The sequence below is a fragment of the Ramlibacter ginsenosidimutans genome (assembly GCF_016654015.1).
Classification (GTDB): domain Bacteria; phylum Pseudomonadota; class Gammaproteobacteria; order Burkholderiales; family Burkholderiaceae_C; genus Ramlibacter; species Ramlibacter ginsenosidimutans.
Genome location: NZ_JAEPWM010000002.1, coordinates 182,273 through 205,939 on the forward strand (window position 1 = coordinate 182,273; position 23,667 = coordinate 205,939).

Sequence of the window (23,667 nt, forward strand, 5' to 3'; positions counted from 1 at the left end):
CATGCAGCCGCCCTTCTCCGACGCCACCGTCTTCATCGTCGACGACGATGCCGGCGTGCGCGAAGCGCTGGCCTGGCTGCTGCGCTCGCGCCGGCTGCTGTCTTCCACTTTCGCCAGCGCCGAGGAATTCGACGCCGTGCTGCAGGGCGGCTGGCAGCCCACGCATCCGTGCTGCCTGTTGCTGGACGTGCGCATGCCGGGCATGAGCGGCCTCGCGTTGTTCGAGAAGATCGTCGAGCGCGAACTGGTCGCGCTGATGCCGGTCATCTTCCTGACCGGCCATGCCGACGTTCCGACGGCGGTCGACATGGTCAAGCGCGGCGCCTTCGATTTCTGCGAGAAGCCGTTCTCCGACAACGCGCTGGTCGACCGCGTGGAAGAGGCGCTGCGCCGCTCCGCCGACGTGATGGCGGCCGAGCGAGCCCGCGGCGTGCTGCAGGGACGGCTGGCCGAGCTGACGGAACGCGAGCGCGACGTGATGCGCCTGGTGGCGAAGGGCCTGCCCAACAAGCTGATCGCCGACCAGCTCTCGATCAGCGTGCGCACGGTGGAAGTGCACCGGGCCCGCGTGTTCGACAAGATGGAGGTGAAGTCCGCCGTCGAACTCGCGAACCTGCTGCGCGATGCACAGGACTAGCCCGCCTCGTGGGTTGCTAGCGCGGCGGCTGGTCGTCGGACGGCGGCTCGCCGCCTTCGCGCCCGGAAAACATCGTCCACCACACGATGAGTAGCAGCAGCACGAGCGCAACGAGCGCCTCCAGCACAATGAGCAGCATGTTCCCGGTCCTGGTCTTCGCCGTGATTGTAGGGATGCTCGCCAGTTGCGCCGCGCCGCCGCTCGCGCCCGGACCTCGCCCGGAACCCGGCCAGCCTGCGGGTGTCGCTGCGGCCCCGTCCCTGGCCGACGACAACGCGCCCCTGCCGCCCGCGCGCGTCACGGGCAAGAGTCGCTGGCAGCCGGTGCGCTGGTCCGAGCTGCCCGGGCTGGCGGACGACGCCATGGACCAGGCGTGGAACGCCTGGGTGCGCGACTGCGAGCGGCCGGCCGCGCCCTTCGCGGCCTTGTGCCGCGACGTGCGGCAACTCTCCATCGCCGCGCCGCAGGAGCAGCGTGCCTGGATGATGCAGCGGCTGCAGCCGTATCGCATCGAACCGCTGCAGCCGTCCGGCGACCCGCTGCTCACGGGCTACTACGAGCCCGCCATGGACGCCTCGCGCGTGCCGACTGCGGCGGAGTCCGTGCCCTTGTACCGGCCGCCTGCCTTGCTCGCCATGCGCCGTCCCTGGTACACGCGCCAGGAGATCGAGACGGATCCCAAGGCGCGCGCGGCCCTGCGCGGACACGAGATCGCCTATGTCGCCGACCCGCTGGACGCGCTCTCGCTGCAGATCCAGGGTTCGGGGCGCCTGCGTATCCGCGAGCCGGACGGCCGCGTCACGCTGGCGCGCCTGTCCTTCGCCGGCAGCAACGACCAGCCTTACCGCAGCGTGGGCGGCTGGCTGCTGCAGCAGCGCGCGATCACCGATGCATCGTGGCCCGGCATCAAGGCCTGGGCGCGCGCGAATCCGCAGCGCGTGCAGGAGATGCTGTGGGCCAATCCGCGCTACGTCTTCTTCCGGGAGGCGCCCCTGTCGGCGCTGGAGGCCGACTTCGGGCCGCGCGGGGCGCAAGGGGTCGGACTGACGCCAGGCCGCTCGATCGCCGTGGACAAGGACAGCATTCCCTTCGGCACGCCGGTGTGGCTGTCGTCCCCCGGGCCGCTGCTGAACCTGAACCGGCTGGTGTTCGCCCAGGACACGGGGGGCGCCATCGTCGGAGCGGTGCGCGCGGATTTCTTCGTCGGTTCCGGCCCGGAGGCAGGCGACATCGCCGGGCGCCTGAAGCAGCCGCTTGCGCTGTGGGCGCTGTGGCCGCGCTGAACGCGCCGGCGACGGGTCAGGCCTTCAGGTGGGCGAGCGGCCAGCTCGCGCTCGCCTTCACCTCGCCCAGCGAGAAGCTGGTGTGGATGTCCTTCACGTTCGGCAGGTTGATGAGCACCTGGCGCGCGAACTGCGAGAAGGTGTCGAGGTCGCGCGAAACCACCTGCAGCTCGAAGGTGCCCGCGCCGCTGATGTAATGGCAGGACACGATCTCCGGGATCCTGCGGATCGCGTCCTCCATGGCCCGCGTGCTCTCGCCGGTGTTGCGATCCGCGTCCAGGCGCACGAAGGCGAGCACGCCCAGGCCGATCTTGTGGCGGTCGATCTCGGCGTGGTAGCCCTTGATGAAACCCGCTTCTTCGAGCGCCCGCACGCGCCGCCAGCAGGGCGCGGCCGACAGGCCCACGCGCTGGGCGAGCTCGGCGTTCGTCAGGCGCGCGTCGGCCTGCAGCTCGGCCAGGATCTGGAGGTCATATCTATCAAGCGTTTCCATGAAGCGGGTTTTTGCGAAAGGATCTTTCTCATCCTAGCGGTTCTGCGGCAAAGAACGCAAAATCCTATCCGGCTGGGCGGCCTACACTGTCCCCTGCCCAAGAGGCACGCACAGGAGACGAACGCAAGATGAACGCACCCCTGCCCGAACACATCCGCAAGGCGCTGGAAACCGTCACGCTGGATGACAAGTATTCGCTCGACGTGGGACGCGCCTTCATGAGCGGCGTGCAGGCGCTGGTGAAGCTGCCCATGGTGCAGCGGCAGCGCGACGCCTTGCAGGGCAAGAACACCGCCGGCTTCATCAGCGGCTACCGCGGCTCACCGCTGGGCGGCTACGACCAGGCCCTCTGGAAGGCCAGGAAGTACCTGCAGGCCCAGAACATCGTGTTCCAGCCCGGCGTGAACGAGGAGCTCGCAGCCACCGCCTTGTGGGGCACGCAGCAACTCGGCTTCGCGCCACCGGGCAGCAACAAGTTCGACGGCGTGTTCGGCATCTGGTACGGCAAGGGCCCGGGCGTGGACCGTTGCTCGGACGTGTTCAAGCACGCGAACATGGCGGGCACCACGCCCTGGGGCGGCGTGATCGCGGTCGCCGGCGACGACCACGTCGCCAAGAGCTCCACCGCGGCGCACCAGAGCGACCACATCTTCAAGGCCTGCGGATTGCCGGTGTTCTTCCCTGCGAACGTGCAGGAGATCCTCGACATGGGCTTGCATGCGATCGCGATGAGCCGCTACTCGGGCGTGTGGGCCGGCATGAAGACGATCCAGGAGATCGTCGAATCCAGTTCCACGGCGGTGATCGATCCCGAGCGCGTGCAGATCCGCTTGCCCGCCGACTTCCAGATGCCCCCGGGCGGCCTGCACATCCGCTGGCCCGACGCGGCGCTGGACCAGGAAGCGCGCCTGTTCGACTACAAGTGGTACGCAGCGCTCGCGTACATCCGCGCCAACCGCCTCAACTACAACGCCGTTGCCACGCCGCACGACCGCTTCGGCATCATCGCCAGCGGCAAGGCCTGGAACGACACGCGCCAGGCTTTGCTGGACCTGGGGCTCGACGACGACACCTGCCGGCGCCTGGGCATCCGGCTGCACAAGGTCGGCGTGGTGTGGCCGCTGGAAGCGCAGGGCACGCGCGAGTTCGCCGAAGGCCTGCGCGAGATCCTCGTGGTCGAGGAGAAGCGCCAGGTCATCGAGTACCAGCTGAAAGAGGAGCTGTACAACTGGCGTGCCGACGTCCGTCCCAACGTGGTGGGCAAGTTCGACGAGGGCGAGGGTGAGGGCGAGTATTCCGGCGGCGAGTGGTCCATGCCGAACCCGACGGCCCATACGCTGCTGCGCGCCAACGCGGACCTCTCGCCGGCGCTGATTGCCCGCGCGATCGCCCGGCGCCTGCGCAAGCTGGGGCTAGACGGCGACGTCCAGGCGCGGATCGACGCGCAGCTCGCCATCCTCGAGGCCAAGGAGAGCGCGATGCAGGTGGTGGAGGTCAAGGGCGACCGCATGCCGTGGTTCTGCTCGGGCTGCCCGCACAACACCTCCACGGTCGTGCCCGAAGGCTCGCGCGCCATGGCCGGCATCGGCTGCCACTTCATGGCGACCTGGATGGACCGCTCCACGATCGGCTTCACGCAGATGGGCGGCGAGGGCGTGCCCTGGGTCGGCCAGCAGCCCTTCTCCAACGAGAAGCACGTGTTCGCCAACCTCGGCGACGGCACCTACTTCCACAGCGGCCTGCTGGCCATCCGGCAAGCCATCGCGGCCGGCGTCAACATCACCTACAAGGTCCTCTACAACGACGCGGTCGCCATGACCGGCGGCCAGCCCGTGGGCGAGCGCCCCGAAGGGCACACGCCGCTGCAGATCGCGCAGAGCCTGGACGCCGAGGGCGTGGTGCGCATCGTTGTCGTCACCGACCAGCCGGAGAAATACCAGGGCGCGAAGCTGCCCGCGGGCGCCACCGTGCATCACCGCGACGAGCTCGATCGCGTTCAGCGCGAGCTGCGCGAAATCCCGGGCGTCACGGCGCTGATCTACGACCAGACCTGCGCCACCGAGAAGCGCCGCCGCCGCAAGCGCGGCACCATGGTCGATCCGGCCGTGCGGGTCATGATCAACGACCTCGTGTGCGAGGGTTGCGGCGACTGCAGCGTCAAGTCGAACTGCCTGTCCGTGGAGCCGCTGGAAACGGAGTTCGGCCGCAAGCGCACCATCAACCAGAGCACCTGCAACAAGGACACGAGCTGCCTGAAGGGCTTCTGCCCGAGCTTCGTGACGGTCGAGGGCGGCCAGCTGAAGAAGAAGGCGAAGCCCGCCGAGAAGGCGCCTTCGCCGTATGACGGCCCCGCGCTGCCGGACCCGGTGCTGCCGGCGACGGCCGACGCGTACGGCATCGTGGTGGCGGGCGTCGGCGGCACCGGCGTCATCACCATCGGCCAGTTGCTCGGCATGGCCGCGCACATCGAAGGCAAGGGCATCGTCACACAGGACGCGGCCGGCCTCGCCCAGAAGGGCGGCGCCACCTGGAGCCACGTGCTGATCGCCGACGACCAGGACGCGATCCGCACGACCCGCGTGGGCATGGCGGCGGCCGACCTGATCATCGGCTGCGACCCCATCGTCACGGGCGGCAAGGAGACGGTGGTGCGCATGCGCGCGGGCCGCACCCGCGTGGCCTTGAACGGCCATAGCGCGCCGACCGCGGCGTTCGTGAAGAACCCGGGCTGGGAGAATCCTTCCGATGCCTGCGCCGATGAAATCGGCAAGGTGGTCGGACCGGGACACCTCGCGGCCTTCAATGCCGACGGCGTGGCCTCCAAGGTGATGGGCGACAGCATCTACACCAACCCGATGATGCTCGGCTTCGCCTGGCAGAAGGGCTGGGTGCCGCTCGGGCGCGAGGCTATCCTGCGGGCCATCGAGCTCAATGGCGTGGCGGTGGACAACAACAAGGCCGCATTCGAGTGGGGCCGCCGCGCAGCCCACGACCCCGCGCAGGTCGCCGGCCTCGTCGCGCCGGGGGCGCAGGTGATCGAGTTCAAGAAGCGCGAGACGCTCGACAGCCTGGTGGCGCGCCGGGTCGAGTTCCTCACCGCCTACCAGAACGCCGCCTATGCGCAGCGGTATCGCGATTTCGTGGAAAAGGTGCGGGCGGCCGAATCGGCCCTCGGCAAGACGACGCTCACGGAGACCGTGGCCAAGGGGCTGTTCCGGCTGATGTCGTACAAGGACGAATACGAGGTGGCGCGCCTGCACGCCGAGACCGGCTTCCGCGAGCAGGTGCAGGCGCAGTTCGAGGGCGACTTCCGCATCCACTACCACCTGGCGCCGCCCCTGATCGCCAGGCACAACGACAAGGGCGAGCTGGTGAAGAGCAAGTTCGGCCCCTGGACGTATTCGCTGTTTCGCGTGCTGGCGAAATTCAAGGGCTTGCGCGGCACGGCGCTGGACCTGTTCGGCCACACGGAGGAACGCCGCACCGAACGCGCGCTCGTCGGCGAGTACCGGGCCACGGTCGAGGAGCTCGTGGCGGGACTGAAGCCGGGCAACCATGCGCTGGCCGTGCAGATTGCGGCGCTGCCGGAGAAGATCCGCGGCTACGGCCACGTGAAGGCCCGCAATCTCGCGGCCGTGCGCCCCGAGTGGCAGCGGCTGCTGGAGCAGTGGCGCGGGCAGGACGCGCAGCGCCAGGCTGCCTGAGCCTGCGGGGGCCTGCGGAGGGGCCGCATACAATCCCGTCTTCTTCCCGCGGCGGGCCTTCGCAGGCCGCGCTGCGGGCGCCTTCACCGGTCCTAGCCCTGGAGCCACCGTGTTCATTTCTTCCGCCTACGCCCAAACGGCGCCGGCCGCCGCAGGCGGCGAGGGGGGCATGCAGTCCTCCCTCATGAGCCTGCTGCCGCTGGTCCTCATGTTCGTCGTGCTTTATTTCGTGATGATCCGGCCGCAGATGAAGCGGCAGAAGGAACATCGCACGATGGTGGAGGCGCTGGCCAAGGGCGACGAGGTCGCCACCTCCGGCGGCCTGCTGGGCCGCGTGACCAAGCTGGGCGACACCTACCTTGGCGTGGAAGTGGCGCCGGGCGTGGAAGTCACGGTACAGCGCACGGCGGTCGTGCAGGTCCTGCCCAAGGGCTCCATCAAGTAAGTCGGCGTTCCGTGTCGGGCGTCCAGCAAGCCTGGACGCGCTCGACGCCGGTCGCGCAACGCTCAATCCATGAACCGATACCCTCTCTGGAAGTACGCGATCATCCTGGTCGCGCTGCTGATCGGGGTGCTCTACACCCTGCCCAACTTCTTCGGCGAAGACCCGGCCGTGCAGGTGTCCTCGGCGCGCGGCACGGTCAAGGTGGACGCCTCGACGCAGGCGCGCATCCAGCAGGCGCTGGCGCAGGCCGGCATCAAGCCGCTGGACATCGAGCGCGACCCGAACTCGATCAAGGTGCGGCTGGAGAACACCGACCAGCAGCTGAAGGCGAAGGACGCGATCCAGAAGGCGCTGACGCCCGATCCCAACGACGCGGCCTATTCGGTGGCGTTGAACCTGCTGTCCAAGACGCCCTCGTGGATGACCGCCATCAATGCGCGCCCCATGTACCTGGGCCTGGACCTGCGCGGTGGCGTCCACTTCATGCTGCAGGTGGACATGCAGGCGGCGCTGACCAAGAAGGCGGAGTCGTACGCGGGCGACCTGCGCACGGTGCTGCGTGACAAGAACATCCGCCATGCCGGCATCAGCCGCGACGGCCAGGCGGTGGAGATCGCCTTCCGGGATCCGGCGGCCTTGCAGGCCGCCCGTGCCGTGCTGGCCGACCAGTTCCCCGACCTGCAGGTCGCCGAGCGCGTCCAGGGTGACACCACCACGCTCGTGGCGACGCTCAAGCCGGAGGCCGCGCGCAAGGTGCAGGAGCAGGCGCTCAAGCAGAACATGGTGACGCTGCACAACCGGATCAACGAGCTGGGCGTGGCCGAGCCGGTGATCCAGCAGCAGGGGCTGGACCGCATCGTCGTGCAGCTCCCTGGCGTGCAGGACACCGCGCGGGCCAAGGAGATCCTGGGCCGCACCGCGACGCTCGAAGTGCGCATGGTGGACGAGAGCGCCGAAGGGCGCGCGGCCGAGGTCGGCGCGGGCCCGGTGCCCTTCGGCGACGAGCGCTACCTCGATCGCGAGGGCCACACGGTGATCGTGAAGAAGCAGGTGGTGCTCACCGGCGAGAATCTCACGGACGCGCAGGCCGGCTTCGACAACCAGACGCAGGAGCCGGCGGTGCACCTGACGCTCGACGCCAAGGGCGCGCGCATCTTCCGCGACGTCACCCGCGAGAACGTGGGCAAGCGCATGGCCATCCTGCTGTTCGAGAAGGGCAAGGGCGAGGTGGTCACTGCGCCCGTGATCCGCAGCGAGATCGGCGGTGGCCGGGTGCAGATCAGCGGTCGCATGAGCACCGTCGAAGCGAACGACACGGCGCTGCTGCTGCGCGCCGGCTCCCTCGCGGCGCCCATGGAGATCGTCGAGGAGATGACCATCGGCCCCAGCCTGGGCGCCGAGAACATCGCCAAGGGCTTCCACAGCGTGGCGTGGGGCTTCGCCGCGATCGTCGCCTTCATGGGCATCTACTACATGCTGTTCGGGTTGTTCTCCGGATTGGCGCTGGCTGTCAACCTGTTGTTGCTGGTGGCCATCCTGTCCATGCTGCAAGCCACGCTGACGTTGCCCGGCATGGCCGCCATGGCGCTGGCGCTGGGCATGGCCATCGACTCGAACGTCCTGATCAACGAGCGGGTGCGGGAAGAGCTGCGCGGGGGCGCCTCGCCGCAGGCGGCCATCCATGCCGGCTACGACCGCGCCTGGGCGACGATCCTGGACTCCAACGTCACCACCCTGATCGCCGGCGTGGCCCTGCTCGCCTTCGGTTCCGGGCCGGTGCGCGGTTTCGCCGTGGTGCACGTGATCGGCATTCTGACGTCCATGTTCTCCGCGGTGTTCTTCTCGCGCGGGCTCGTGAACTTCTGGTATGGCCGCAAGAAGAAGCTCAGGACGGTATCCATCGGAACGGTCTGGCGGCCGGGCGCCGATGGCGCTATAACCAAGGCCGAGTAGAAGATCGTGCTCGGGCGCCGCAGCGACGAAGCAAAGGACAAGTAGTGGAGTTTTTCAAGATCCGCCGGGACATCCCGTTCATGAAGAACGCGCTGGTGTTCAACGTGATTTCGCTGGTCACGTTCCTGGCCGCCGTGTTCTTCCTGACGACCAAGGGCCTGCACCTGTCGGTGGAGTTCACCGGCGGCACGGTCATGGAAGTGAACTACGCGCAGCCGGTCGACGTGGAAACGGTGCGCCGCGAGGTCGCGCAGTTGGGGTACAGCGACGTGCAGGTGCAGAACTTCGGGACGGCCCGTGACGTCCTGATCCGGCTGCCGGCGCAGAAGGGCGTCAGTTCGGCACAACAGAGCGACCGCACTTTGTCGGCCCTGAAAGCCGTTGATCCGAGCGTTTCGCTGCGCCGGGTCGAGTTCGTCGGTCCCCAGGTCGGCGAGGAGCTCGTCTCCAACGGCCTGAAGGCGCTGGCGATGGTGGTCGCCGGCATCATGATCTACTTGGCCATCCGCTTCGAATGGAAGTTCGCGGTGGCGGCGATCATCGCCAACCTGCACGACGTCGTCATCATCCTGGGCTTCTTCGCCTTCTTCCAGTGGGAGTTCTCGCTGGCGGTGCTGGCGGCGGTGCTCGCGGTGCTGGGCTACTCGGTCAACGAGTCGGTCGTGATCTTCGACCGGATCCGCGAGAACTTCCGCCGCTACCGAAAGATGAGCACGGTGGAGACGATCGACAATGCGATCACTTCCACCATCAGCCGCACGATCATCACCCACGGCTGCACGCAGATGATGGTGCTGTCCATGCTGCTGTTCGGCGGGGCCACCCTGCACTATTTCGCGCTGGCGCTGACCATCGGCATCCTGTTCGGCATCTATTCGTCGGTGTTCGTCGCCGCGGCCATCGCCATGTGGCTGGGCATCAAGCGCGAAGACCTGGTGAAGACGCAGTCCCGTCGCGAAGGCGACCCCAACGACCCCAACGCCGGGGCGACGGTCTAAGGGCACGATGGCGTCCCCGGTTCCTTCCGCCGCGACGCCCCTGGCACGCCAGGCGCGCGAGCTTTTCGTGGTGCACATGCAGGGTGTGCTGCCCGAGCTGTCGGATTCCATCCGTACGGTCCTCGCCGAGCAGATGAACACGGCGCAAAGCAGCCGTGACATGCAGCAGCGCCGGGACGAACTGGTGGAGTTCGAGCAGTGCTCGGGCAAGTGGGTGGACGCGGTCGCGCGTGCCTGGCGCCGCGCCGTGGTGCCGCCGGCGGCCACCGCGCGCGTGCGCGTCGAGCTTGCCAGCCTGGAGCTGATCGGCGACGACGTGGTGGAGAACAAGATTCTCTCCAGCCGCCTGGCGATGGCGATCCAGGAAAAGGCCGTCTGGGAGCTCAACGACCTCAAGTTGCGCATCGTGCACCTCGAAGGCGGCGAGGAGCTGGGGCCCGACGACGTGCTGCGGCCCGAGGCGCTCGCGCAGCTGATGCTGGACGAATGGGCGGTGGCGAAGCTGTCGCGCGAGACCTGGGCGAGCGTCAAGGACGTGGTCCAGGCCATGGTCGTGCCGCGAGCGCTCGAGGGCTACCAGCGGGCGAATGAGTTCCTGGTGGAAAACGGGGTGCTGCAGAACATCGACTTGCGTTCCCGCGTGAGGCGGCCCGCAGCGGGCCCGACCTCGGCGCCGCGTGCGCCGGAAGCAGGCGGCCGCGGCGGTCCGGGCAGCGGCGGTTCGGGCAGCGGCGGTTCCGAGGCGGGTGGTTCGGGCGGCGGTGGCGGCGGCTCGGGCGGCGGGTCCGGCGGTAGTGGTTCGGGCGGCACTGGTTCCGGCAACGGCGGTTCCGGCGGCGGTGGTGACGGCGGTGGCGGTGGTGCCGGCGGCGGCGGCGGCGGCGGAAGCGGCAGCAGGTCTGCAGGGACCGCGACGCAGTCCGGCGGCGGCGCTGGCGGAGGTTTCGCGGGCAGCGGCTTTGCCGGCAGCGGTTTCGCCGGCAGCGCATTCGCCGGGCCAGGCGGCACCGGATCCAGGAGCGGGAATGCCTCGGGCAACCCGGAGTCCTTCTTCTCGCCCGCGCAGGCTATGGCCGGGCCGGCCGGCGCGGAGGCCGGGACGCCGCTGGGGCGCGCGCGCGCGCGGGCCACGGGCGTGCTGGGCCAGCTCAAGAAACTCCTGCGCGACAAGGTCGGCATGCAGGACGGCCAGGACGGCTCCCCCGGCGTGCCGCCTTCGGCGTCCCTGGTCGCTGCGGTGACGCACCACGCCACCCAGGTGCAGACGCAGGTGCAGACCCGCGTCAACGAGGCCATGACGGTGGGCGACATCGTCGTCTTCGACGACGACGCCGTCGAACAGGTCGCACTGGACCTGCGCAAGCGCTCGCTGGACCTCAAGCAGAGGGCGTCGAGCACGAACGAGAAGGCCACGATCGAGATCGTGGCGCTGATGTTCCAGAGCATCCTGGCCGAAGAGCGCATCCCGCCCTCCGTGCGCGTGTGGTTCGCGCGCCTGCAGATGCCGGTGCTGCGGGTCGCGCTCGCCGAGCCCGAATTCTTCGGCTCGCTGGAGCATCCCGCGCGCCAGCTGATCGACCGCATGGGCTCGTGCGTCCTTGGTTTCGATTCGTCGGCGATCTCCGGCAGCGCGCTCGAGACCGAGATCCGCCGGGTCGTGCAGGTGATCGAGCAGTATCCGGAGACCGGTCGGCGCGTGTTCCAGCTGGTGTACGACGAGTTCCACCGCTTCCTGTCCCGGTTCCTGACCGAGAAGGGCCCGACGCAGAAGCTGGTCAGCGTCGCCCAGCAGGTGGAGCAGAAGGAGACGATGGCGATCCAGTACACCATCGAGCTGCGCAAGATGCTCAGCGACGTGCCGGTGCGCGACGAGATCCGCGAGTTCCTGTTCAAGGTGTGGGCGGAGGTGCTGGCCGTCGCGGGTGTGAAGAACGGTCCGCAGCACGAAGAGACGCTCGCGCTCAAGAAGTCCGCCAGCGACCTCGTCTGGGCCGCCAGTGCGAAGCCGAACCGCCATGACCGGGCGAAGGTGATCCAGGACCTGCCTGACCTGCTGGCGCGCCTGCGCCGCGGCATGAGCCTCCTGGGGCTCGACCCCACCGAGCAGGAGAACCACATCAAGGTGATCGGCGACACGCTGGCCGACGCCTTCCTGTCCAAGACCGAGGCCATTCCGCACGCGCGCATCGAGGAGATGACGAAGCGGCTCGCCAACCTGGAAGACTTCGTTTCGGAGGACGACGCGGGCGAACTGCCGCTGGACCAGGAAAGCATCGAGATGATGCTGGGCATCGATGCCTCGATGATCGAGGTGATCGGCTCGGGCGGCTCGCAGCCGAATGCGGCGAACATGGCCTGGGCCAACGAGATCCAGATCGGGACTTGGTTCACCCTGGACCACAACGGCCGCATGAACCAGGTGCAGTACGTGTGGTGCAGCGACCGGCGCCAGCTGCACCTGTTCGCTTCGGGCGAAGGCTACTGCTTCCTGCTGCCCATCCGCCGCCTGGCCGCCTACCTGCAGGCGAACCTGCTGGTGCCCACCGAAGAGGAAGCGCTCACCGTGCGCGCCACGCGCGATGCACTGGCCAAGCTGGACGCCAACCCCGAACGCCTGCTGTCCTGACGCGCGCTGCGCGCGCACGGGAAGATGAAAGCAGAAAGGGGCCGCGGCCCCCTTCCTCTTGCTTCAGTGCGCCACCCGGTCCTCGGTGTCGTCGCACAGCTCGTCGAGGATCAGCGCATCGGGCTCGATGCTGAAGTGCCAGTAGACCATCAGCACGATGATCTTCAGCGCGTCCAGCGGAACCGGGTCGCCGGGCGCCGCCATCGCGCGGTCCACGACGATCTCGCGCAAGGCCGCCGGCAGCACGCCCGCGCTGGCGAGGAAGGCGAGGAAGCCGAGCCCGTGGGCGCCCAGGTGGTCCTGCTCCGCGACGGAGAACACGCGCATGCTCGTGTCGCTCGGTTCGGGCGACCATTCGAGCTGGGATTCTTCGGGAACGGTGATGTTCTGGGCGGCGACGTTGAGTCCGTCGAGCCACACCAAGGCCTCGTGGATCTCGTCGGGTTCGAAGCCATGGGCGCTGAGCTTGCGTTCGAGCTGGTGGAGCTCGGGGCAGGCATCGCCGCGCCAGTAGTTTTCGTAAACGAACACCAGCACTTCAAACATGAAGAACGATGGTGCACGCGTTGCGCCAAGGCGCAAAGTCTTTTTTCGGCGTTGTTGCACGCGCGCGTCGGTGCGCGCGGCACTCACGCGGTGCCGAGCCGCTGGAACAGGCCACCTGGCAGGCGCGCGACCTGCCCCGCCAGTTCGAGCTCCAGCAGTTGCGCTTGCAGCAGCGGCGCGGGGATGCCGGTCCGCGCGATCAGCGCATCGAGCGTGACGGGGTCATAACCCAGCGCATCGAGCAACGGGTTCTCGCCCTCGGGTTCCTCGCCGGCGGCCGCCGCGGGCTGCGCCGGCAGCACGTAGCGCAAGTCCTCCAGCACGTCCTGCGCGCTTTCCACCAGCTTGGCGCCCTGGCGCAGCAGCGCGTGGCATCCGCGGGACTGTGGCGAATGGATGGAGCCCGGGATGGCGAACACTTCCTTGCCTTGTTCGGCGGCGAAGCGCGCCGTGATCAGCGACCCGGATTGCACCGCGGCCTCGACGACGAGCGTGCCCTGGCTCAACGCGGCGATCACGCGGTTGCGCCGGGGGAAGTTCTGTTGCAGGGGCGGCGTGCCGAGCGGGTACTCGCTGACGATCAGGCCGCGCTCCGCAATGCGGTGGGCGAGCTCCAGGTGCCGCTTGGGATACACGCGGTCCAGGCCGGTGCCGACGACGGCGATGGTCGCAAGCAGGCCGGGCGGCGCGCCCTCGAGCGCGCCTTCATGGGCCGCGCCGTCGATGCCCAGGGCCAGGCCGGAGACCACCGTGACGCCGCTCTCGGCGAAGGCACGGCCGAAGCGCCGGGCGTTCTGCAGGCCTTGCGCGGTGGGGTTGCGGCTGCCCACGATCGCGAGCGCCCGCTGCGGCGCCGGCCCGAGCCGCCCCTGCGCATAAAGCATCAGGGGAGGATCTTCGATCGCCAGCAGGGAGGCGGGATAGTCGGGATCCCCGAGCGTGAGGATGGCGCGCTGCCCTGGGTCTCGCTGCAGCCAGGCCCAGGTCTCTTCCAGCTTTTCGGGGAATCCCTCAGGCTCGCGGCGCAGGCTGTCCGCGGCCGCGAGGCCGATCACCTGCGCAAGCACGGAGGCTTCCTGCTGCAGGATCGCCGCGGGCAGGCCGAAGCTGGCGAGCAGCCGGCGTGCCGCGGCACCGTCGACCGCGTACGTGAGCGCGAGGCGCAGCCAGCCGGCCAGCTCGTCGCGCTCCATGGCGCCAGTCTCAGCGCGGGTTGGTCACGTGGTCGCCGATCCGCACGGCGTCGGTGACTTCCAGCACCAGCGCGTAGGCCAGGTGATCGAACGTCCGGAACACCATCAGCAGGCCGGCGCGTTCGTCCGGCAGCTTGAGCGTGGCGATCTCGCCGCCCTTGGAGCGGTCGGTGATGGTCGCGCCGTTCTTCAGGATGGCCAGCACGGTGCCGTTCTCGACGCCTTCGGCCGCACCCGCGCTCAGCGCGACGACGGAGCTCTGGCCCACCAGGGCGACGGCGTCGCCGTAGACGGAGATGATCGACGCGTTCACCGGGCCGGCCGGGGCATGCGGCACATAGGTTTCGAGCGTGCGCGGCGGCTCGGGCAGGAGCCGGTCGGCCACGGCGATCTCCTCCTTGGCGCGCACGATGTCGATCGTGGCGGGCACGATGGTCGGAACGATGCGGCCGCCATCGCGCGGCACGTCCTGCACGGTCTCGTTGCGCACCAGTTCCGCCGTGCCGAGGTACTTGCCCTCGTAGCCGAGGACGTGCCCGGTGACCGGATCCTTCAGCGGCACGGCGTTGCGGTACACGCGGAAGTATTCGGTGACGCGCGGGTCGCGCTCGACCAGCGGGCCGCCCTGGCCGCGCACATACGCGCGGTCGCCCCGGGTGACCATGGAGCGGTTCTCCGGCAGCGCCACGATGCGCGGCGCGTTCTCCAGGTCTTCGGCGTGCTGGACCAGGATCGCCTCGTTCAGGAACGGTTCGATGATGTGCGGCGGCAGCGCGGGGATGGAGGTGTCCTGCACCTGCGAGATGCGGGTGCGCGGCGACACGCGCACCGTCCCGATCGGCTCGGCGCCCTCGGGCGGTCGGCCCATGCGCAGGCGCGCGACGCCGTCCACCTTTTCCAGGTAAAGCATCTGGCCCGGGTAGATGCGGTGCGGGTTACGCACCTCGTCCATGTTCATGCCCCACAGCTCGGGCCAGCGCCACGGGGTCCTGAGGAACTTGCCGGAGATGGCCCACAACGTGTCGCCGGACTTGACGGTGTAGGTGTCCGGCGCATCGGGCGCCAGTTCGGACAGCGGCACCCCGGCCTTCGCAACCTGCTCCGCCGTGGAGCGCTGTTGCGGCGTGATCGGGTAGTTCTGTGCCACCGTCGTGAGGGCCCACCCGCCTCCCACGACCAGCGCGGCACAGGCTGCGATCGTGCGGGTTCTCATCAGGCCAAAAGCTGCCTTGGTTGGAGCCATCTCGTTTTCGTCCGCTCTTGACAAGTTGCTGGCGATTCTGGCCTCAAGTCCTTGATCGGGCAATGTTTATTGGCTTTGTGGGCGACCTGCAACGGCAAAAGTGGCGAAAATAGCGACAACGCCCGATCCGCCTTGCCATGGCACTTCTTCCCATCCTCACCTACCCCGATCCGCGGCTGCACACGGTGGCCAAACCCGTGCAGGCGGTGGACGCACGCATCCGCGCACTCATCGCCGACATGCTGGAAACGATGTACGACGCCAACGGGATCGGCCTGGCCGCGACGCAGGTCGACGTGCACGAGCGGCTGATCGTCATCGACGTGTCCGAAGAGCGCAACCAGCCGCTCGTGCTGGTGAACCCCGAGATCACCTGGGCCAGCGCGGAGAAGCAGGTCGGCGACGAAGGCTGCCTGTCGGTGCCCGGTATCTATGACGGCGTCGAGCGTTCACGCGCGGTGCGGGTGCGGGCGATCGATGGCGAAGGCCAGTCGCGCGAAGTCGAGGCCGAGGGCCTGCTGGCCGTGTGCATCCAGCACGAGATGGACCACCTGCTCGGTAAAGTCTTCGTGGAATACCTCTCGCCCTTGAAGCGCAACCGCATCAAGACCAAGATGCTGAAGGCCCGCCGCGACACCGAGCGGGTCTGAGGAGGCCCCATGCGAGTCGCTGCCGCACTGGTTTTCTGCATGGCGTCGCTGGTGGGCTGCGCCAATCCCTGGAACACGATGAACATCCCGGCCGGCACCTCGCGCCAGGATGTGATCGCGCATGCGGGGCAGCCCATTCGCGTCCTGCCGCTGGCCAACGGCGGCGAGCGGATGCAGTACACGCTGCAGCCGACCGGGCGCTACGCGTTCATGGTGGACCTCGACGCGACCGGCCACGTCATGCAGGTGCGGCAGGTCATGACGCCGGCCGAATTCAACCGGATCGTTCCCGACCAATGGACGCGCGTCGACGTCGAGGCGGAGTTCGGCCCGCCTGCGCTGGTCGATCATGTGGCGAGCTTCCAGGGCGACATCTACACCTACCGCTGGTACGAACCGGGCCAGGGCCCGATGTTCTGGTACGTCTACTTCGACCCGCAGGGCATCGTGCGCCGCGCCCATCCCGGCATCGAGCACTTCAACGGCCCCGCCGACCGGCGCTGATGCAAGTCGCCTTCGCCGGCACGCCCGAATTCGCCCGGGCCGCGCTCGAACGCCTGCACGCGGCGGGCTTCGCCATTCCGCTCGTGCTGACCCAGCCGGACCGCCCTGCCGGACGCGGCATGAAACTGCAGCCTTCGCCGGTCAAGCAGTTCGCCGAAGCCCACCACATCCCGGTCGCGCAGCCGCGCAGCCTGCGCCTGGACGGAAAGTTTCCGGAAGCCGCCGCCGCCGCGCGCGAGGCCCTCGCGTCGGCACGGCCCGACGTCCTCGTCGTCGCGGCCTACGGGCTGATCCTGCCGCAGTGGACACTGGACCTGCCGCGCCTGGGCTGCCTGAACATCCATGCCTCGCTGCTGCCCCGCTGGCGCGGCGCCGCGCCCATCCACCGCGCGATCGAGGCGGGCGACGCGGAGACCGGCGTGACCATCATGCAGATGGACGCGGGGCTGGACACGGGCGACATGCTGCTCGCCGAACGCATGCCGATCGCCGCGGACGACACCACGGCGACGCTGCACGACAAGCTGGCCGCGCTCGGCGCGCGCTTGATCGTCGAGGCACTGGAACTCGCGGCCTGCGGTGGCTTGCGTCCCGTGCCGCAGCCCGCCGAGGGCGTGACCTACGCGCACAAGATCGAGAAGTCCGAGGCGGCGATCGCCTGGACGAACGCCGCCGACGCGATCGAGCGCCGCATCCGCGCGTTCGATCCCTTTCCCGGCGCCAGCGCACAAGTGCGCGGCGAGACGGTGAAGGTCTGGCGTGCCCGGGCGCTGATGCAGGGGCGCGGCAGCGTCGCGCCGGGCACCATCGTCGCGGTCGATGCCGACGGCATCGGTGTCGCGTGCGGGCAGGGGCGGCTGGAGATCACCGAGCTGCAACGCCCCGGCGGCAAGCGGCTCGCCGCGGCGGAATTCCTGCGCGGCTTCCCGCTGGAGCCGGGCATGCGCTTCGAGGCCTGATGTTCTTCCTGCGCAGCGTCCACCGCCATCCCGAATTCCGCCTAGGCATGCGCGCCACGGCTGCGGTCGCGCCGGGCCTCGCCGCGTGGGGACTCATGACGGGCGTGGCGATGGTGAACTCCGGCATGAGCGTGGTGGAAGCCGTCGCCATGACCGTGCTGGTCTACGCCGGCAGCTCGCAGCTCGCCGCCATTCCCCTGATCGTGGCCGGTGCACCCGCATGGGTGATCTGGGCGACCGGCTTCTGCGTGAACCTGCGCTTCGTGGTCTTCAGCCTGCACCTGCGCGACTACCTCATGTACATGCCGCGCTGGCGGCGGCTGGTGAACGGTTTCCTCACGGCGGACCTGAGCTATGCCGTGTTCACCGCGCGCTTCCCGCAGCCTGCGGCCGACGATGCCGGCCGGCACGCGCAGGAATCGTTCCTGGCTGGAAACTATTTCGTGACCTGGTGCGCCTGGACGGGCGCCAGCCTGGCGGGCGTGGCGCTCGGCCACGCGATCCCGAGCGCCTGGGGACTCGGCTTCGCCGGCGTGCTTTGCCTGGTGGGCATCCTCTGCTCGCTGGCGAACACGCCCTTGCGCGTGGTGGCCGGTGGGATTGCCGGCGTGGCGGCCGTGGCCGCGTACGCGCTGCCCCTGAAGCTCAACATCGTCGCCGCGATCGCCGTGGCGGTGCTGGCGTGCATTTGGCTGGAGAACCGCCGCCTGCTGCCGACGCGCGAGAAGGCGGCATGAGAGGGGAAACCCACGCTTGGACGCTGTTCGTGATCGCCGGTCTCGCCGGCGTCACGGTGCTCACGCGGTGCTTCTTCTTCATCCTGGATCGGCCCTGGTCGCTGCCGGCCTGGGCGCACCGGGCGCTGAAGTACGCGCCGGTCGCCGCGCTCGCCGGAGTCGTGGCTCCCGAGGTGGTGATGAGCAACGGCCACCTCGCCGGCACCTGGCAGGACGCGCGCCTGTTCGCGGCGGCCGCCGGCGCGCTGGTGTTCTTCTGGCGGCGCAGCGTGCTGCTCACGCTGGTGCTGGGCATGGCGGTCTACCTGCCCCTGCACCTCGCGCTCCACTGGTAAGTTCGCGCGGTTTGCGCCGCCGCCCACCAGCGCGGGCGCCAGGCTTCCTAGAATGGCGGATCCCCTTCTTCGAGCCAGCACCATGAAAGTCCTGCGTTTTTCCGACCTGTGCGACGAGGGCCGCGCCCGCGGCCGTCGTGTCTTCATCCGCGCCGACCTCAACGTGCCGCAGGACGATGCCGGCCACATCACAGAGGACACGCGGATTCGTGCCTCGGTGCCCTGCATCCAGATGGCGCTCGCCGGTGGCGCCGCCGTGATGGTGACCTCGCACCTGGGCCGCCCCACCGAGGGTGAGCTCAAGCCCGAGGACTCGCTCGCTCCCGTGGCCAAGCGCCTCTCGGAGCTGCTCGGACGCCCCGTGCCGCTCAAGCAGGACTGGGTGGACGGCGTCGACGTACAGCCCGGCGAAGTGGTGCTGCTGGAGAACTGCCGCGTGAACAAGGGCGAGAAGAAGAACGACCCCGCGCTCGCGAAGAAGATGGCGGCGCTGTGCGACATCTACGTGAACGACGCTTTCGGCACGGCCCATCGCGCCGAGGCCACGACCTACGGCCTGGCGCAGTACGCGCCCATCGCTTGCGCCGGCCCGCTGCTCGCCGCGGAAATCGATGCCATCACCAAGGCGCTGGCGCAGCCGAGGCGCCCGCTGGTGGCGATCGTCGCCGGCTCCAAGGTCTCGACCAAGCTGACCATCCTGCAGTCGCTCGCGAAGAAGGTCGACCAGCTGATCGTCGGTGGCGGCATTGCCAACACCTTCATGCTCGCCGCGGGCCTGCCGATCGGCAAGTCGCTCGCCGAAGCCGACCTCGTCGGCGAGGCGCGCAGCGTCATGCTGGCCATGAAGGCGCGCAACGCCGAGGTGCCCATCCCCACCGACGTGGTGGTGGCGAAGACGTTCGCGGCCGACGCGCCGGCCACCGTCAAGGCGGCATCCGACGTCCAGCCCGACGAGATGATCCTGGACATCGGTCCGCAGACCGCGCAGAAGCTCGCGCAGCAGCTGAAGTCGGCGGGCACGATCGTGTGGAACGGACCCGTGGGCGTGTTCGAGTTCGATGCCTTCGCGCACGGCACGGAGACGATCGCGCGTGCCATCGCGGCGTCCGACGCGTTCAGCATCGCCGGCGGCGGCGACACGCTGGCCGCCATCGCCAAGTACGGGATCGAGAAGGACGTGGGGTACATCTCCACCGGCGGCGGCGCCTTCCTGGAGGTGCTCGAAGGCAAGACGCTGCCGGCCTTGGAGATCCTGGAGAAGCGCGCGGCCGGCTGACGGCGCTGCCCTCGCGCAGGGCAGGCGGCGAGCCGCAGCGCCGAGGCGCGAGTCTTCAGGCCGGCTGCGTCACGCGCGTGGGCCGACCGGCATAGTCGGTCCACGTGTCGCGTTCGAGGTCGTACAGCTTGCAGCGGCGCGCCGTGTCGACGTACCAGCGCCAGGAGAAGGGCTGCACGATGATGCGCCCGGGCATCATCTCCTCGAGCTTGTGCTGCGCGGTCGCCAGCCGGTACAGCGGGATCGTCATGTCCACGTGATGCGCCGTGTGCTCCATGATGTGGTGCAGCGCCGCACCGATGCCCGCCGGGAAGGTGAGGTGCACGGTCGTGGACACGAAGGGTTGCGAGCGCGCCCATGCCACCCGGTCCGCGTGCCAGTGCACCTCGGGATGCGTGTGGTGCACGTACACGACGAAGCCGATCATGGCCGTCCAGAACAGGAAGGGCAGCACGAAGCCGGTGAGCAGCACCGGCAACAGGCTGCGGCCGGTGGCTTGCGCGAATCCCGCCAGTGCCGCAATCCACACCAGTGCGAAGCCGGAGACCAGCAGGTTGTCCAGCAGGAACACGCGGCGCCGCGTGGGCATCTGCTTGCGGCCGGGAAAGAACATGCGCTTCCACCAGATCTCCACGAGGTAGTACAGGCCCGGCGCCCAGCCGCTGCGGTACAGGCGATCCAAGCGCTGCTGCAGCGGTGTGAGCTGCGCGAACTCCTGCGCGGTGTGCGGGGCCCAGACGAAATCGAAACCCTTCAGGTTCGTGTAGCCGTGGTGCACGACGTTGTGCCCCACTTCCCAGAGGCTGTAGGGCGTGAGCGAGGGCAGGAAGGCGATGCGTGCCAGCCAGAGGTTCAGGCGGCGATGCGGCGTGAGGCTCTGGTGGCAGGCGTCGTGGCCGATGATGAACAGCCGCCCGATCACGAAGCCCGCGGTGAGGCCGCAGGCGACGCGCATCCAGACGCTATCGGGCAGCACCGCGCCGGCCAGGAAGGCCAGCAGCAGGCTGTAGTCGAATGCGAGCAGCAGCACGGGATACCAGGTCGTGCGCGCCGACAGAGGCAGCAACCATTGGCGGATTTCCTTGCGGTGCGGAATGGGCGCGGCGGCGCCGGCCGAAGTGACGGTCATGGACATGGACCGTCATGCTAGAGCTGGCTCTTCCGCGCAACGCTGACCTGCATCAAGGAAGCTCCTGCGCGCACGCGGGCGCTGGCTCGGCCCCGCCGGGCGGTGGCCGCGGCTGCGCGGGAAGGGCATTCCGTCCTGAAACCGGCTTGTAACTGCTTCGTGTGAGAATGCCCGGCAAACAACCGGAGAACCTCGCACATGGTCCGTCGCGCCACCAAGATCGTCGTCACCCTCGGCCCGGCGTCCAGCGAACCGGTCGTCCTCGAGCGGATGATCCGCGCCGGTGTGAACGTCGTGCGCCTGAATTTCAGCCACGGCACGGCGCAGGATCACATCGCGCGCGCCAAGCTCGTGCGCGAAGTGGCGCACGCCGCGGGGCGCGAGGTCGCGATCATGGCCGACCTGCAAGGTCCCAAGATCCGCGTGGGCAAGTTCACGGACGGCAAGGCGCAGCTCGAACCCGGGGCCAAGTTCGTGCTCGATGCGAGCCGCACCGAGCCGGGCGACGCCAACGCGGTGGGACTCGACTACAAGGAGCTGCCGCGGGACGTGAAGCCCGGGGACACGCTGCTGCTGAACGACGGTCTCATCGTGCTGACGGTCGACAGCGTGAAGGGCGAACAGATCCGCACGACGGTGAAGCTGGGCGGCGTGCTGTCCAACAACAAGGGCATCAACAAGCAGGGCGGCGGCCTCACGGCGCCGGCGCTCACGGCCAAGGACATGGAGGACATCCGCACGGCGATGGCCTTCCAGGCCGACTATGTCGCGGTGAGCTTCCCCAAGAACGCCACCGACATGGAGATGGCGCGCCAGCTGTGCAACGTGGCGGCCGCGGAGTTCCGCCACAAGCCGGCGCTGATCGCGAAGATCGAGCGCGCCGAGGCGATCCCGAACCTGGTGGAGATCCTGAAGGCGAGCGACGCCATCATGGTGGCCCGCGGCGACCTGGCGGTGGAAGTCGGGAACGCCGCGGTGCCCGCGCTGCAGAAGCGCATGATCCGGCTCGCGCGCGAGCACGACAAGGTCGTGATCACCGCCACGCAGATGATGGAGTCGATGATCTCCAACCCGGTGCCCACGCGCGCCGAAGTGAGCGACGTCGCGAACGCCGTGCTGGATGGCACGGACGCCGTGATGACGAGCGCGGAGACCGCGACCGGCAAGTACCCGGTCGAAGTGGTGCAGCAGATGGCCGCCATCTGCGCGGAAGCGGAGATGGCCGAGGACGTGCGCCTCGATGCGGACTTCACCGGCATGTCCTTCTCGCGCATCGACCAGTCGATCGCCATGGGCGCGCTGTTCACGGCCTACCACCTGGGCTGCAAGGCCATTGTCGCGCTGACGGACTCCGGCTCGACGCCGTTGTGGATGAGCCGGCATCGCATCCACATCCCGATCTACGCGCTCACGCCCAAGCTGGTGACGCAGCGCCGCATGGCGCTGTACCGCAACGTGCGGCCGCTGCTGATGGACCAGAGCGCCGACCGCGACACCGCGCTGGCCGAGGCCGAAGCGCACCTGAAGAAGCGCGGCATCATGGTGTCGGGCGATATCTACGCGATCACCTGCGGCGAGCCGATGGGCGCCCCCGGCGGCACCAACATGCTGAAGATCGTGCGGGCGAGCTGAGCTGCAAAGGCGGACAGCCGAACGCAAAGGTCGCAAAAGAAGAACAGCCAAAGCTCGCAAAAGCAGACTTTCCAGGAGGAAGTCCTTTTGCGATCTTTGCGAAACCTTTGCGACCCTTGCGTGCGGATGTCCGCCTTTCAGCGGGGCCCGAACGCCCCCCAAGATCCAGCCTCAACCGCTAGAATTCAGCGAGAGTTACGGAGCGGTTACGCCGGCCGTAGCACCCATCCGTCGTACCTCCCAGGAACTGCCATGCCTCTCGTTTCCATGCGCGAACTGCTGGACCATGCTGCCGCCAACGGCTACGGCATCCCGGCCTTCAACGTCAACAACCTCGAACAGGTCCAGGCGGTGATGGAAGCCGCGAAGGAAGTGAATGCGCCGGTGATCCTGCAGGCCAGCGCCGGCGCCCGCAAGTACGCAGGCGAGTCCTTCATCAAGCACCTGATCTCGGCGGCCATCGAGGCGTACCCGAAGATCCCGCTGGTCATGCACCAGGACCATGGGCAGAGCCCCGACGTCTGCAAGGGCGCCATCGACCTGGGCTTCTCCTCGGTGATGATGGACGGCTCACTGGAGGCGGACGGCAAGACCATCGCCAGCTACGAGTACAACGTGGACGTCACGCGCAAGGTGGTCGACATGGCGCACAAGACCGGCGTCACCGTCGAAGGCGAACTGGGCTGCCTGGGCTCGCTGGAGACCATGCGCGGCGACAAGGAGGACGGCCACGGCACCGACTCCACGATGACGCGCGAGCAGCTGCTGACCGACCCCGAGCAGGCCGCCGATTTCGTGAAGAAGACCCAGCTCGACGCACTGGCCATCGCCATCGGCACCAGCCACGGCGCCTACAAGTTCACCCGCAAGCCCACCGGCGACATCCTGGCGATCGACCGCATCAAGGAAATCCACCGCCGCATCCCCACCACGCACCTGGTGATGCACGGGTCCTCCTCGGTGCCGCAGGAGCTGCTGGCCGTGATCCGCCAGTACGGCGGCAACATGAAGGAAACGTATGGCGTGCCGGTGGAGGAGATCCAGGAAGCCATCAAGCACGGGGTGCGCAAGATCAACATCGACACCGACATCCGCCTGGCGATGACCGGCGCCGTGCGCAAGTTCCTCGCCGAGAATCCCGAGAAGTTCGACATGCGCGAGTGGATGAAGCCCGCGCGCGAAGCGGCGAAGCAGGTGTGCAAGCAGCGCTATCTCGAGTTCGGCTGCGAAGGCCAGGCCGGCAAGATCAAGGGCGAGAGCCTGCAGGTCGTTGCGGCCAAGTACGCGAAGGGCGAGCTGGCCCAGGTGGTCCACTGAATTGCAG

Annotated in this window: 21 protein-coding genes; 15 read left to right on the top strand and 6 right to left on the bottom strand. The window is 68.6% G+C overall.

All coding sequences use genetic code 11. The features are described 5' to 3' along the window. The first annotated feature begins 1 nt into the window (after position 1). Positions 2-637 carry a response regulator transcription factor gene (locus JJB11_RS06750; protein ID WP_201167526.1) on the top strand — a complete coding sequence of 212 codons (636 nt, stop codon included), beginning with the start codon at positions 2-4 and terminating at the stop codon, positions 635-637. A 16-nt stretch (positions 638-653) separates the two neighbouring features. Here the strand turns inward: JJB11_RS06750 and JJB11_RS26330 are convergent, their stop codons facing one another. Continuing rightward, the gene (locus tag JJB11_RS26330; protein ID WP_277988779.1) at positions 654-776 is read right to left on the bottom strand and encodes a hypothetical protein; all 123 of its coding nucleotides are present in this window, start codon (positions 774-776) and stop codon (positions 654-656) included. On the opposite strand from JJB11_RS26330, the gene mltA reads away from it, so the two are divergent. After that, entirely contained in the window at positions 766-1,920 is a 1,155-nt protein-coding gene (gene mltA / locus JJB11_RS06755; RefSeq protein ID WP_242528869.1) for a murein transglycosylase A, read from the top strand. The genes JJB11_RS26330 and mltA overlap by 11 nt on opposite strands. A gap of 16 nt (positions 1,921-1,936) precedes the next feature. On the opposite strand, the gene JJB11_RS06760 is transcribed toward mltA, so the two are convergent. Beyond that, positions 1,937-2,413 carry an Lrp/AsnC family transcriptional regulator gene (locus JJB11_RS06760; protein ID WP_201167528.1) on the bottom strand — a complete coding sequence of 159 codons (477 nt, stop codon included), beginning with the start codon at positions 2,411-2,413 and terminating at the stop codon, positions 1,937-1,939. A 128-nt stretch (positions 2,414-2,541) separates the two neighbouring features. On the opposite strand from JJB11_RS06760, the gene JJB11_RS06765 reads away from it, so the two are divergent. The 5 genes from JJB11_RS06765 to JJB11_RS06785 all read left to right on the top strand — a co-directional run bounded on the left by JJB11_RS06765 (position 2,542) and on the right by JJB11_RS06785 (position 12,139). Beyond that, complete coding sequence (locus JJB11_RS06765; protein WP_201167529.1) at positions 2,542-6,117, top strand: indolepyruvate ferredoxin oxidoreductase family protein; 3,576 nt, start codon at positions 2,542-2,544, stop codon at positions 6,115-6,117. A gap of 109 nt (positions 6,118-6,226) precedes the next feature. Then, positions 6,227-6,562, top strand: a complete 336-nt coding sequence (yajC, locus tag JJB11_RS25935) for a preprotein translocase subunit YajC (protein ID WP_201167530.1) — start codon at positions 6,227-6,229, stop codon at positions 6,560-6,562. 69 nt (positions 6,563-6,631) lie between these two features. Continuing rightward, positions 6,632-8,515 carry a protein translocase subunit SecD gene (gene secD / locus JJB11_RS06775; RefSeq protein WP_201167532.1) on the top strand — a complete coding sequence of 628 codons (1,884 nt, stop codon included), beginning with the start codon at positions 6,632-6,634 and terminating at the stop codon, positions 8,513-8,515. Between the two features lie 44 nt (positions 8,516-8,559). Next, complete coding sequence (gene secF, locus JJB11_RS06780) at positions 8,560-9,513, top strand: protein translocase subunit SecF (RefSeq protein WP_201167535.1); 954 nt, start codon at positions 8,560-8,562, stop codon at positions 9,511-9,513. 7 nt (positions 9,514-9,520) lie between these two features. Continuing rightward, positions 9,521-12,139 carry a DUF1631 family protein gene (locus tag JJB11_RS06785; protein WP_201167538.1) on the top strand — a complete coding sequence of 873 codons (2,619 nt, stop codon included), beginning with the start codon at positions 9,521-9,523 and terminating at the stop codon, positions 12,137-12,139. Positions 12,140-12,202: 63 nt separating this feature from the next. Here JJB11_RS06785 and JJB11_RS06790 read toward each other — a convergent pair whose 3' ends face one another. The 3 genes from JJB11_RS06790 to JJB11_RS06800 form a co-directional block, all read right to left on the bottom strand. Next, positions 12,203-12,685, bottom strand: a complete 483-nt coding sequence (locus JJB11_RS06790; RefSeq protein ID WP_201167540.1) for a Smg family protein — start codon at positions 12,683-12,685, stop codon at positions 12,203-12,205. 83 nt (positions 12,686-12,768) lie between these two features. Then, a complete protein-coding gene (gene dprA, locus JJB11_RS06795; RefSeq protein ID WP_201167547.1) occupies positions 12,769-13,878 on the bottom strand; it encodes a DNA-processing protein DprA in 1,110 nt (369 codons plus the stop codon). Between the two features lie 10 nt (positions 13,879-13,888). Beyond that, a complete protein-coding gene (locus JJB11_RS06800) occupies positions 13,889-15,091 on the bottom strand; it encodes a LysM peptidoglycan-binding domain-containing protein (protein ID WP_201167549.1) in 1,203 nt (400 codons plus the stop codon). A gap of 167 nt (positions 15,092-15,258) precedes the next feature. On the opposite strand from JJB11_RS06800, the gene def reads away from it, so the two are divergent. From def to JJB11_RS06830, 6 genes are all read left to right on the top strand, one after another. Next, the gene (gene def / locus JJB11_RS06805; protein WP_201167551.1) at positions 15,259-15,771 is read left to right on the top strand and encodes a peptide deformylase; all 513 of its coding nucleotides are present in this window, start codon (positions 15,259-15,261) and stop codon (positions 15,769-15,771) included. A 9-nt stretch (positions 15,772-15,780) separates the two neighbouring features. Beyond that, a complete protein-coding gene (locus JJB11_RS06810) occupies positions 15,781-16,275 on the top strand; it encodes a hypothetical protein (protein WP_201167553.1) in 495 nt (164 codons plus the stop codon). Continuing rightward, entirely contained in the window at positions 16,275-17,234 is a 960-nt protein-coding gene (gene fmt, locus JJB11_RS06815; protein ID WP_201167556.1) for a methionyl-tRNA formyltransferase, read from the top strand. The genes JJB11_RS06810 and fmt overlap by 1 nt, the downstream gene beginning before the upstream one ends. After that, positions 17,234-17,971 (top strand): AzlC family ABC transporter permease, encoded by a 738-nt coding sequence (locus JJB11_RS06820; RefSeq protein ID WP_201167558.1) that lies wholly within the window; start codon positions 17,234-17,236, stop codon positions 17,969-17,971. Before fmt ends, JJB11_RS06820 begins: the two co-directional genes overlap by 1 nt. Continuing rightward, on the top strand, positions 17,968-18,306 hold the full coding sequence (locus JJB11_RS06825; protein WP_201167560.1) for an AzlD domain-containing protein: 339 nt from the start codon (positions 17,968-17,970) through the stop codon (positions 18,304-18,306). The genes JJB11_RS06820 and JJB11_RS06825 overlap by 4 nt, the downstream gene beginning before the upstream one ends. 82 nt (positions 18,307-18,388) lie before the next feature. Further along, entirely contained in the window at positions 18,389-19,582 is a 1,194-nt protein-coding gene (locus tag JJB11_RS06830; protein ID WP_201167563.1) for a phosphoglycerate kinase, read from the top strand. A 55-nt stretch (positions 19,583-19,637) separates the two neighbouring features. On the opposite strand, the gene JJB11_RS06835 is transcribed toward JJB11_RS06830, so the two are convergent. Beyond that, a complete protein-coding gene (locus JJB11_RS06835; RefSeq protein WP_201167565.1) occupies positions 19,638-20,717 on the bottom strand; it encodes a fatty acid desaturase in 1,080 nt (359 codons plus the stop codon). Between the two features lie 192 nt (positions 20,718-20,909). On the opposite strand from JJB11_RS06835, the gene pyk reads away from it, so the two are divergent. Both pyk and fba read left to right on the top strand, forming a co-directional pair. Further along, the gene (pyk, locus tag JJB11_RS06840; RefSeq protein WP_201167568.1) at positions 20,910-22,343 is read left to right on the top strand and encodes a pyruvate kinase; all 1,434 of its coding nucleotides are present in this window, start codon (positions 20,910-20,912) and stop codon (positions 22,341-22,343) included. A gap of 252 nt (positions 22,344-22,595) precedes the next feature. Continuing rightward, complete coding sequence (gene fba / locus JJB11_RS06845) at positions 22,596-23,660, top strand: class II fructose-bisphosphate aldolase (RefSeq protein WP_201167572.1); 1,065 nt, start codon at positions 22,596-22,598, stop codon at positions 23,658-23,660. The last annotated feature ends 7 nt before the right edge of the window (positions 23,661-23,667 follow it).

Excerpts from the sequence above, each read along its gene's own strand:
- JJB11_RS06750 (WP_201167526.1), top strand. The coding sequence starts at position 2 with ATGCAGCCGCCCTTCTCCGACGCCACCGTCTTCATCGTCGACGACGAT.
- mltA (WP_242528869.1), top strand. The coding sequence starts at position 766 with ATGAGCAGCATGTTCCCGGTCCTGGTCTTCGCCGTGATTGTAGGGATG.
- JJB11_RS26330 (WP_277988779.1), bottom strand. The coding sequence starts at position 776 with ATGCTGCTCATTGTGCTGGAGGCGCTCGTTGCGCTCGTGCTGCTGCTA.
- JJB11_RS06760 (WP_201167528.1), bottom strand. The coding sequence starts at position 2,413 with ATGGAAACGCTTGATAGATATGACCTCCAGATCCTGGCCGAGCTGCAG.
- JJB11_RS06765 (WP_201167529.1), top strand. The coding sequence starts at position 2,542 with ATGAACGCACCCCTGCCCGAACACATCCGCAAGGCGCTGGAAACCGTC.
- secD (WP_201167532.1), top strand. The coding sequence starts at position 6,632 with ATGAACCGATACCCTCTCTGGAAGTACGCGATCATCCTGGTCGCGCTG.
- JJB11_RS06785 (WP_201167538.1), top strand. The coding sequence starts at position 9,521 with ATGGCGTCCCCGGTTCCTTCCGCCGCGACGCCCCTGGCACGCCAGGCG.
- JJB11_RS06790 (WP_201167540.1), bottom strand. The coding sequence starts at position 12,685 with ATGTTTGAAGTGCTGGTGTTCGTTTACGAAAACTACTGGCGCGGCGAT.
- dprA (WP_201167547.1), bottom strand. The coding sequence starts at position 13,878 with ATGGAGCGCGACGAGCTGGCCGGCTGGCTGCGCCTCGCGCTCACGTAC.
- JJB11_RS06800 (WP_201167549.1), bottom strand. The coding sequence starts at position 15,091 with ATGAGAACCCGCACGATCGCAGCCTGTGCCGCGCTGGTCGTGGGAGGC.
- def (WP_201167551.1), top strand. The coding sequence starts at position 15,259 with ATGGCACTTCTTCCCATCCTCACCTACCCCGATCCGCGGCTGCACACG.
- JJB11_RS06810 (WP_201167553.1), top strand. The coding sequence starts at position 15,781 with ATGCGAGTCGCTGCCGCACTGGTTTTCTGCATGGCGTCGCTGGTGGGC.
- fmt (WP_201167556.1), top strand. The coding sequence starts at position 16,275 with ATGCAAGTCGCCTTCGCCGGCACGCCCGAATTCGCCCGGGCCGCGCTC.
- JJB11_RS06820 (WP_201167558.1), top strand. The coding sequence starts at position 17,234 with ATGTTCTTCCTGCGCAGCGTCCACCGCCATCCCGAATTCCGCCTAGGC.
- JJB11_RS06825 (WP_201167560.1), top strand. The coding sequence starts at position 17,968 with ATGAGAGGGGAAACCCACGCTTGGACGCTGTTCGTGATCGCCGGTCTC.
- JJB11_RS06830 (WP_201167563.1), top strand. The coding sequence starts at position 18,389 with ATGAAAGTCCTGCGTTTTTCCGACCTGTGCGACGAGGGCCGCGCCCGC.
- JJB11_RS06835 (WP_201167565.1), bottom strand. The coding sequence starts at position 20,717 with ATGTCCATGACCGTCACTTCGGCCGGCGCCGCCGCGCCCATTCCGCAC.
- pyk (WP_201167568.1), top strand. The coding sequence starts at position 20,910 with ATGGTCCGTCGCGCCACCAAGATCGTCGTCACCCTCGGCCCGGCGTCC.
- fba (WP_201167572.1), top strand. The coding sequence starts at position 22,596 with ATGCCTCTCGTTTCCATGCGCGAACTGCTGGACCATGCTGCCGCCAAC.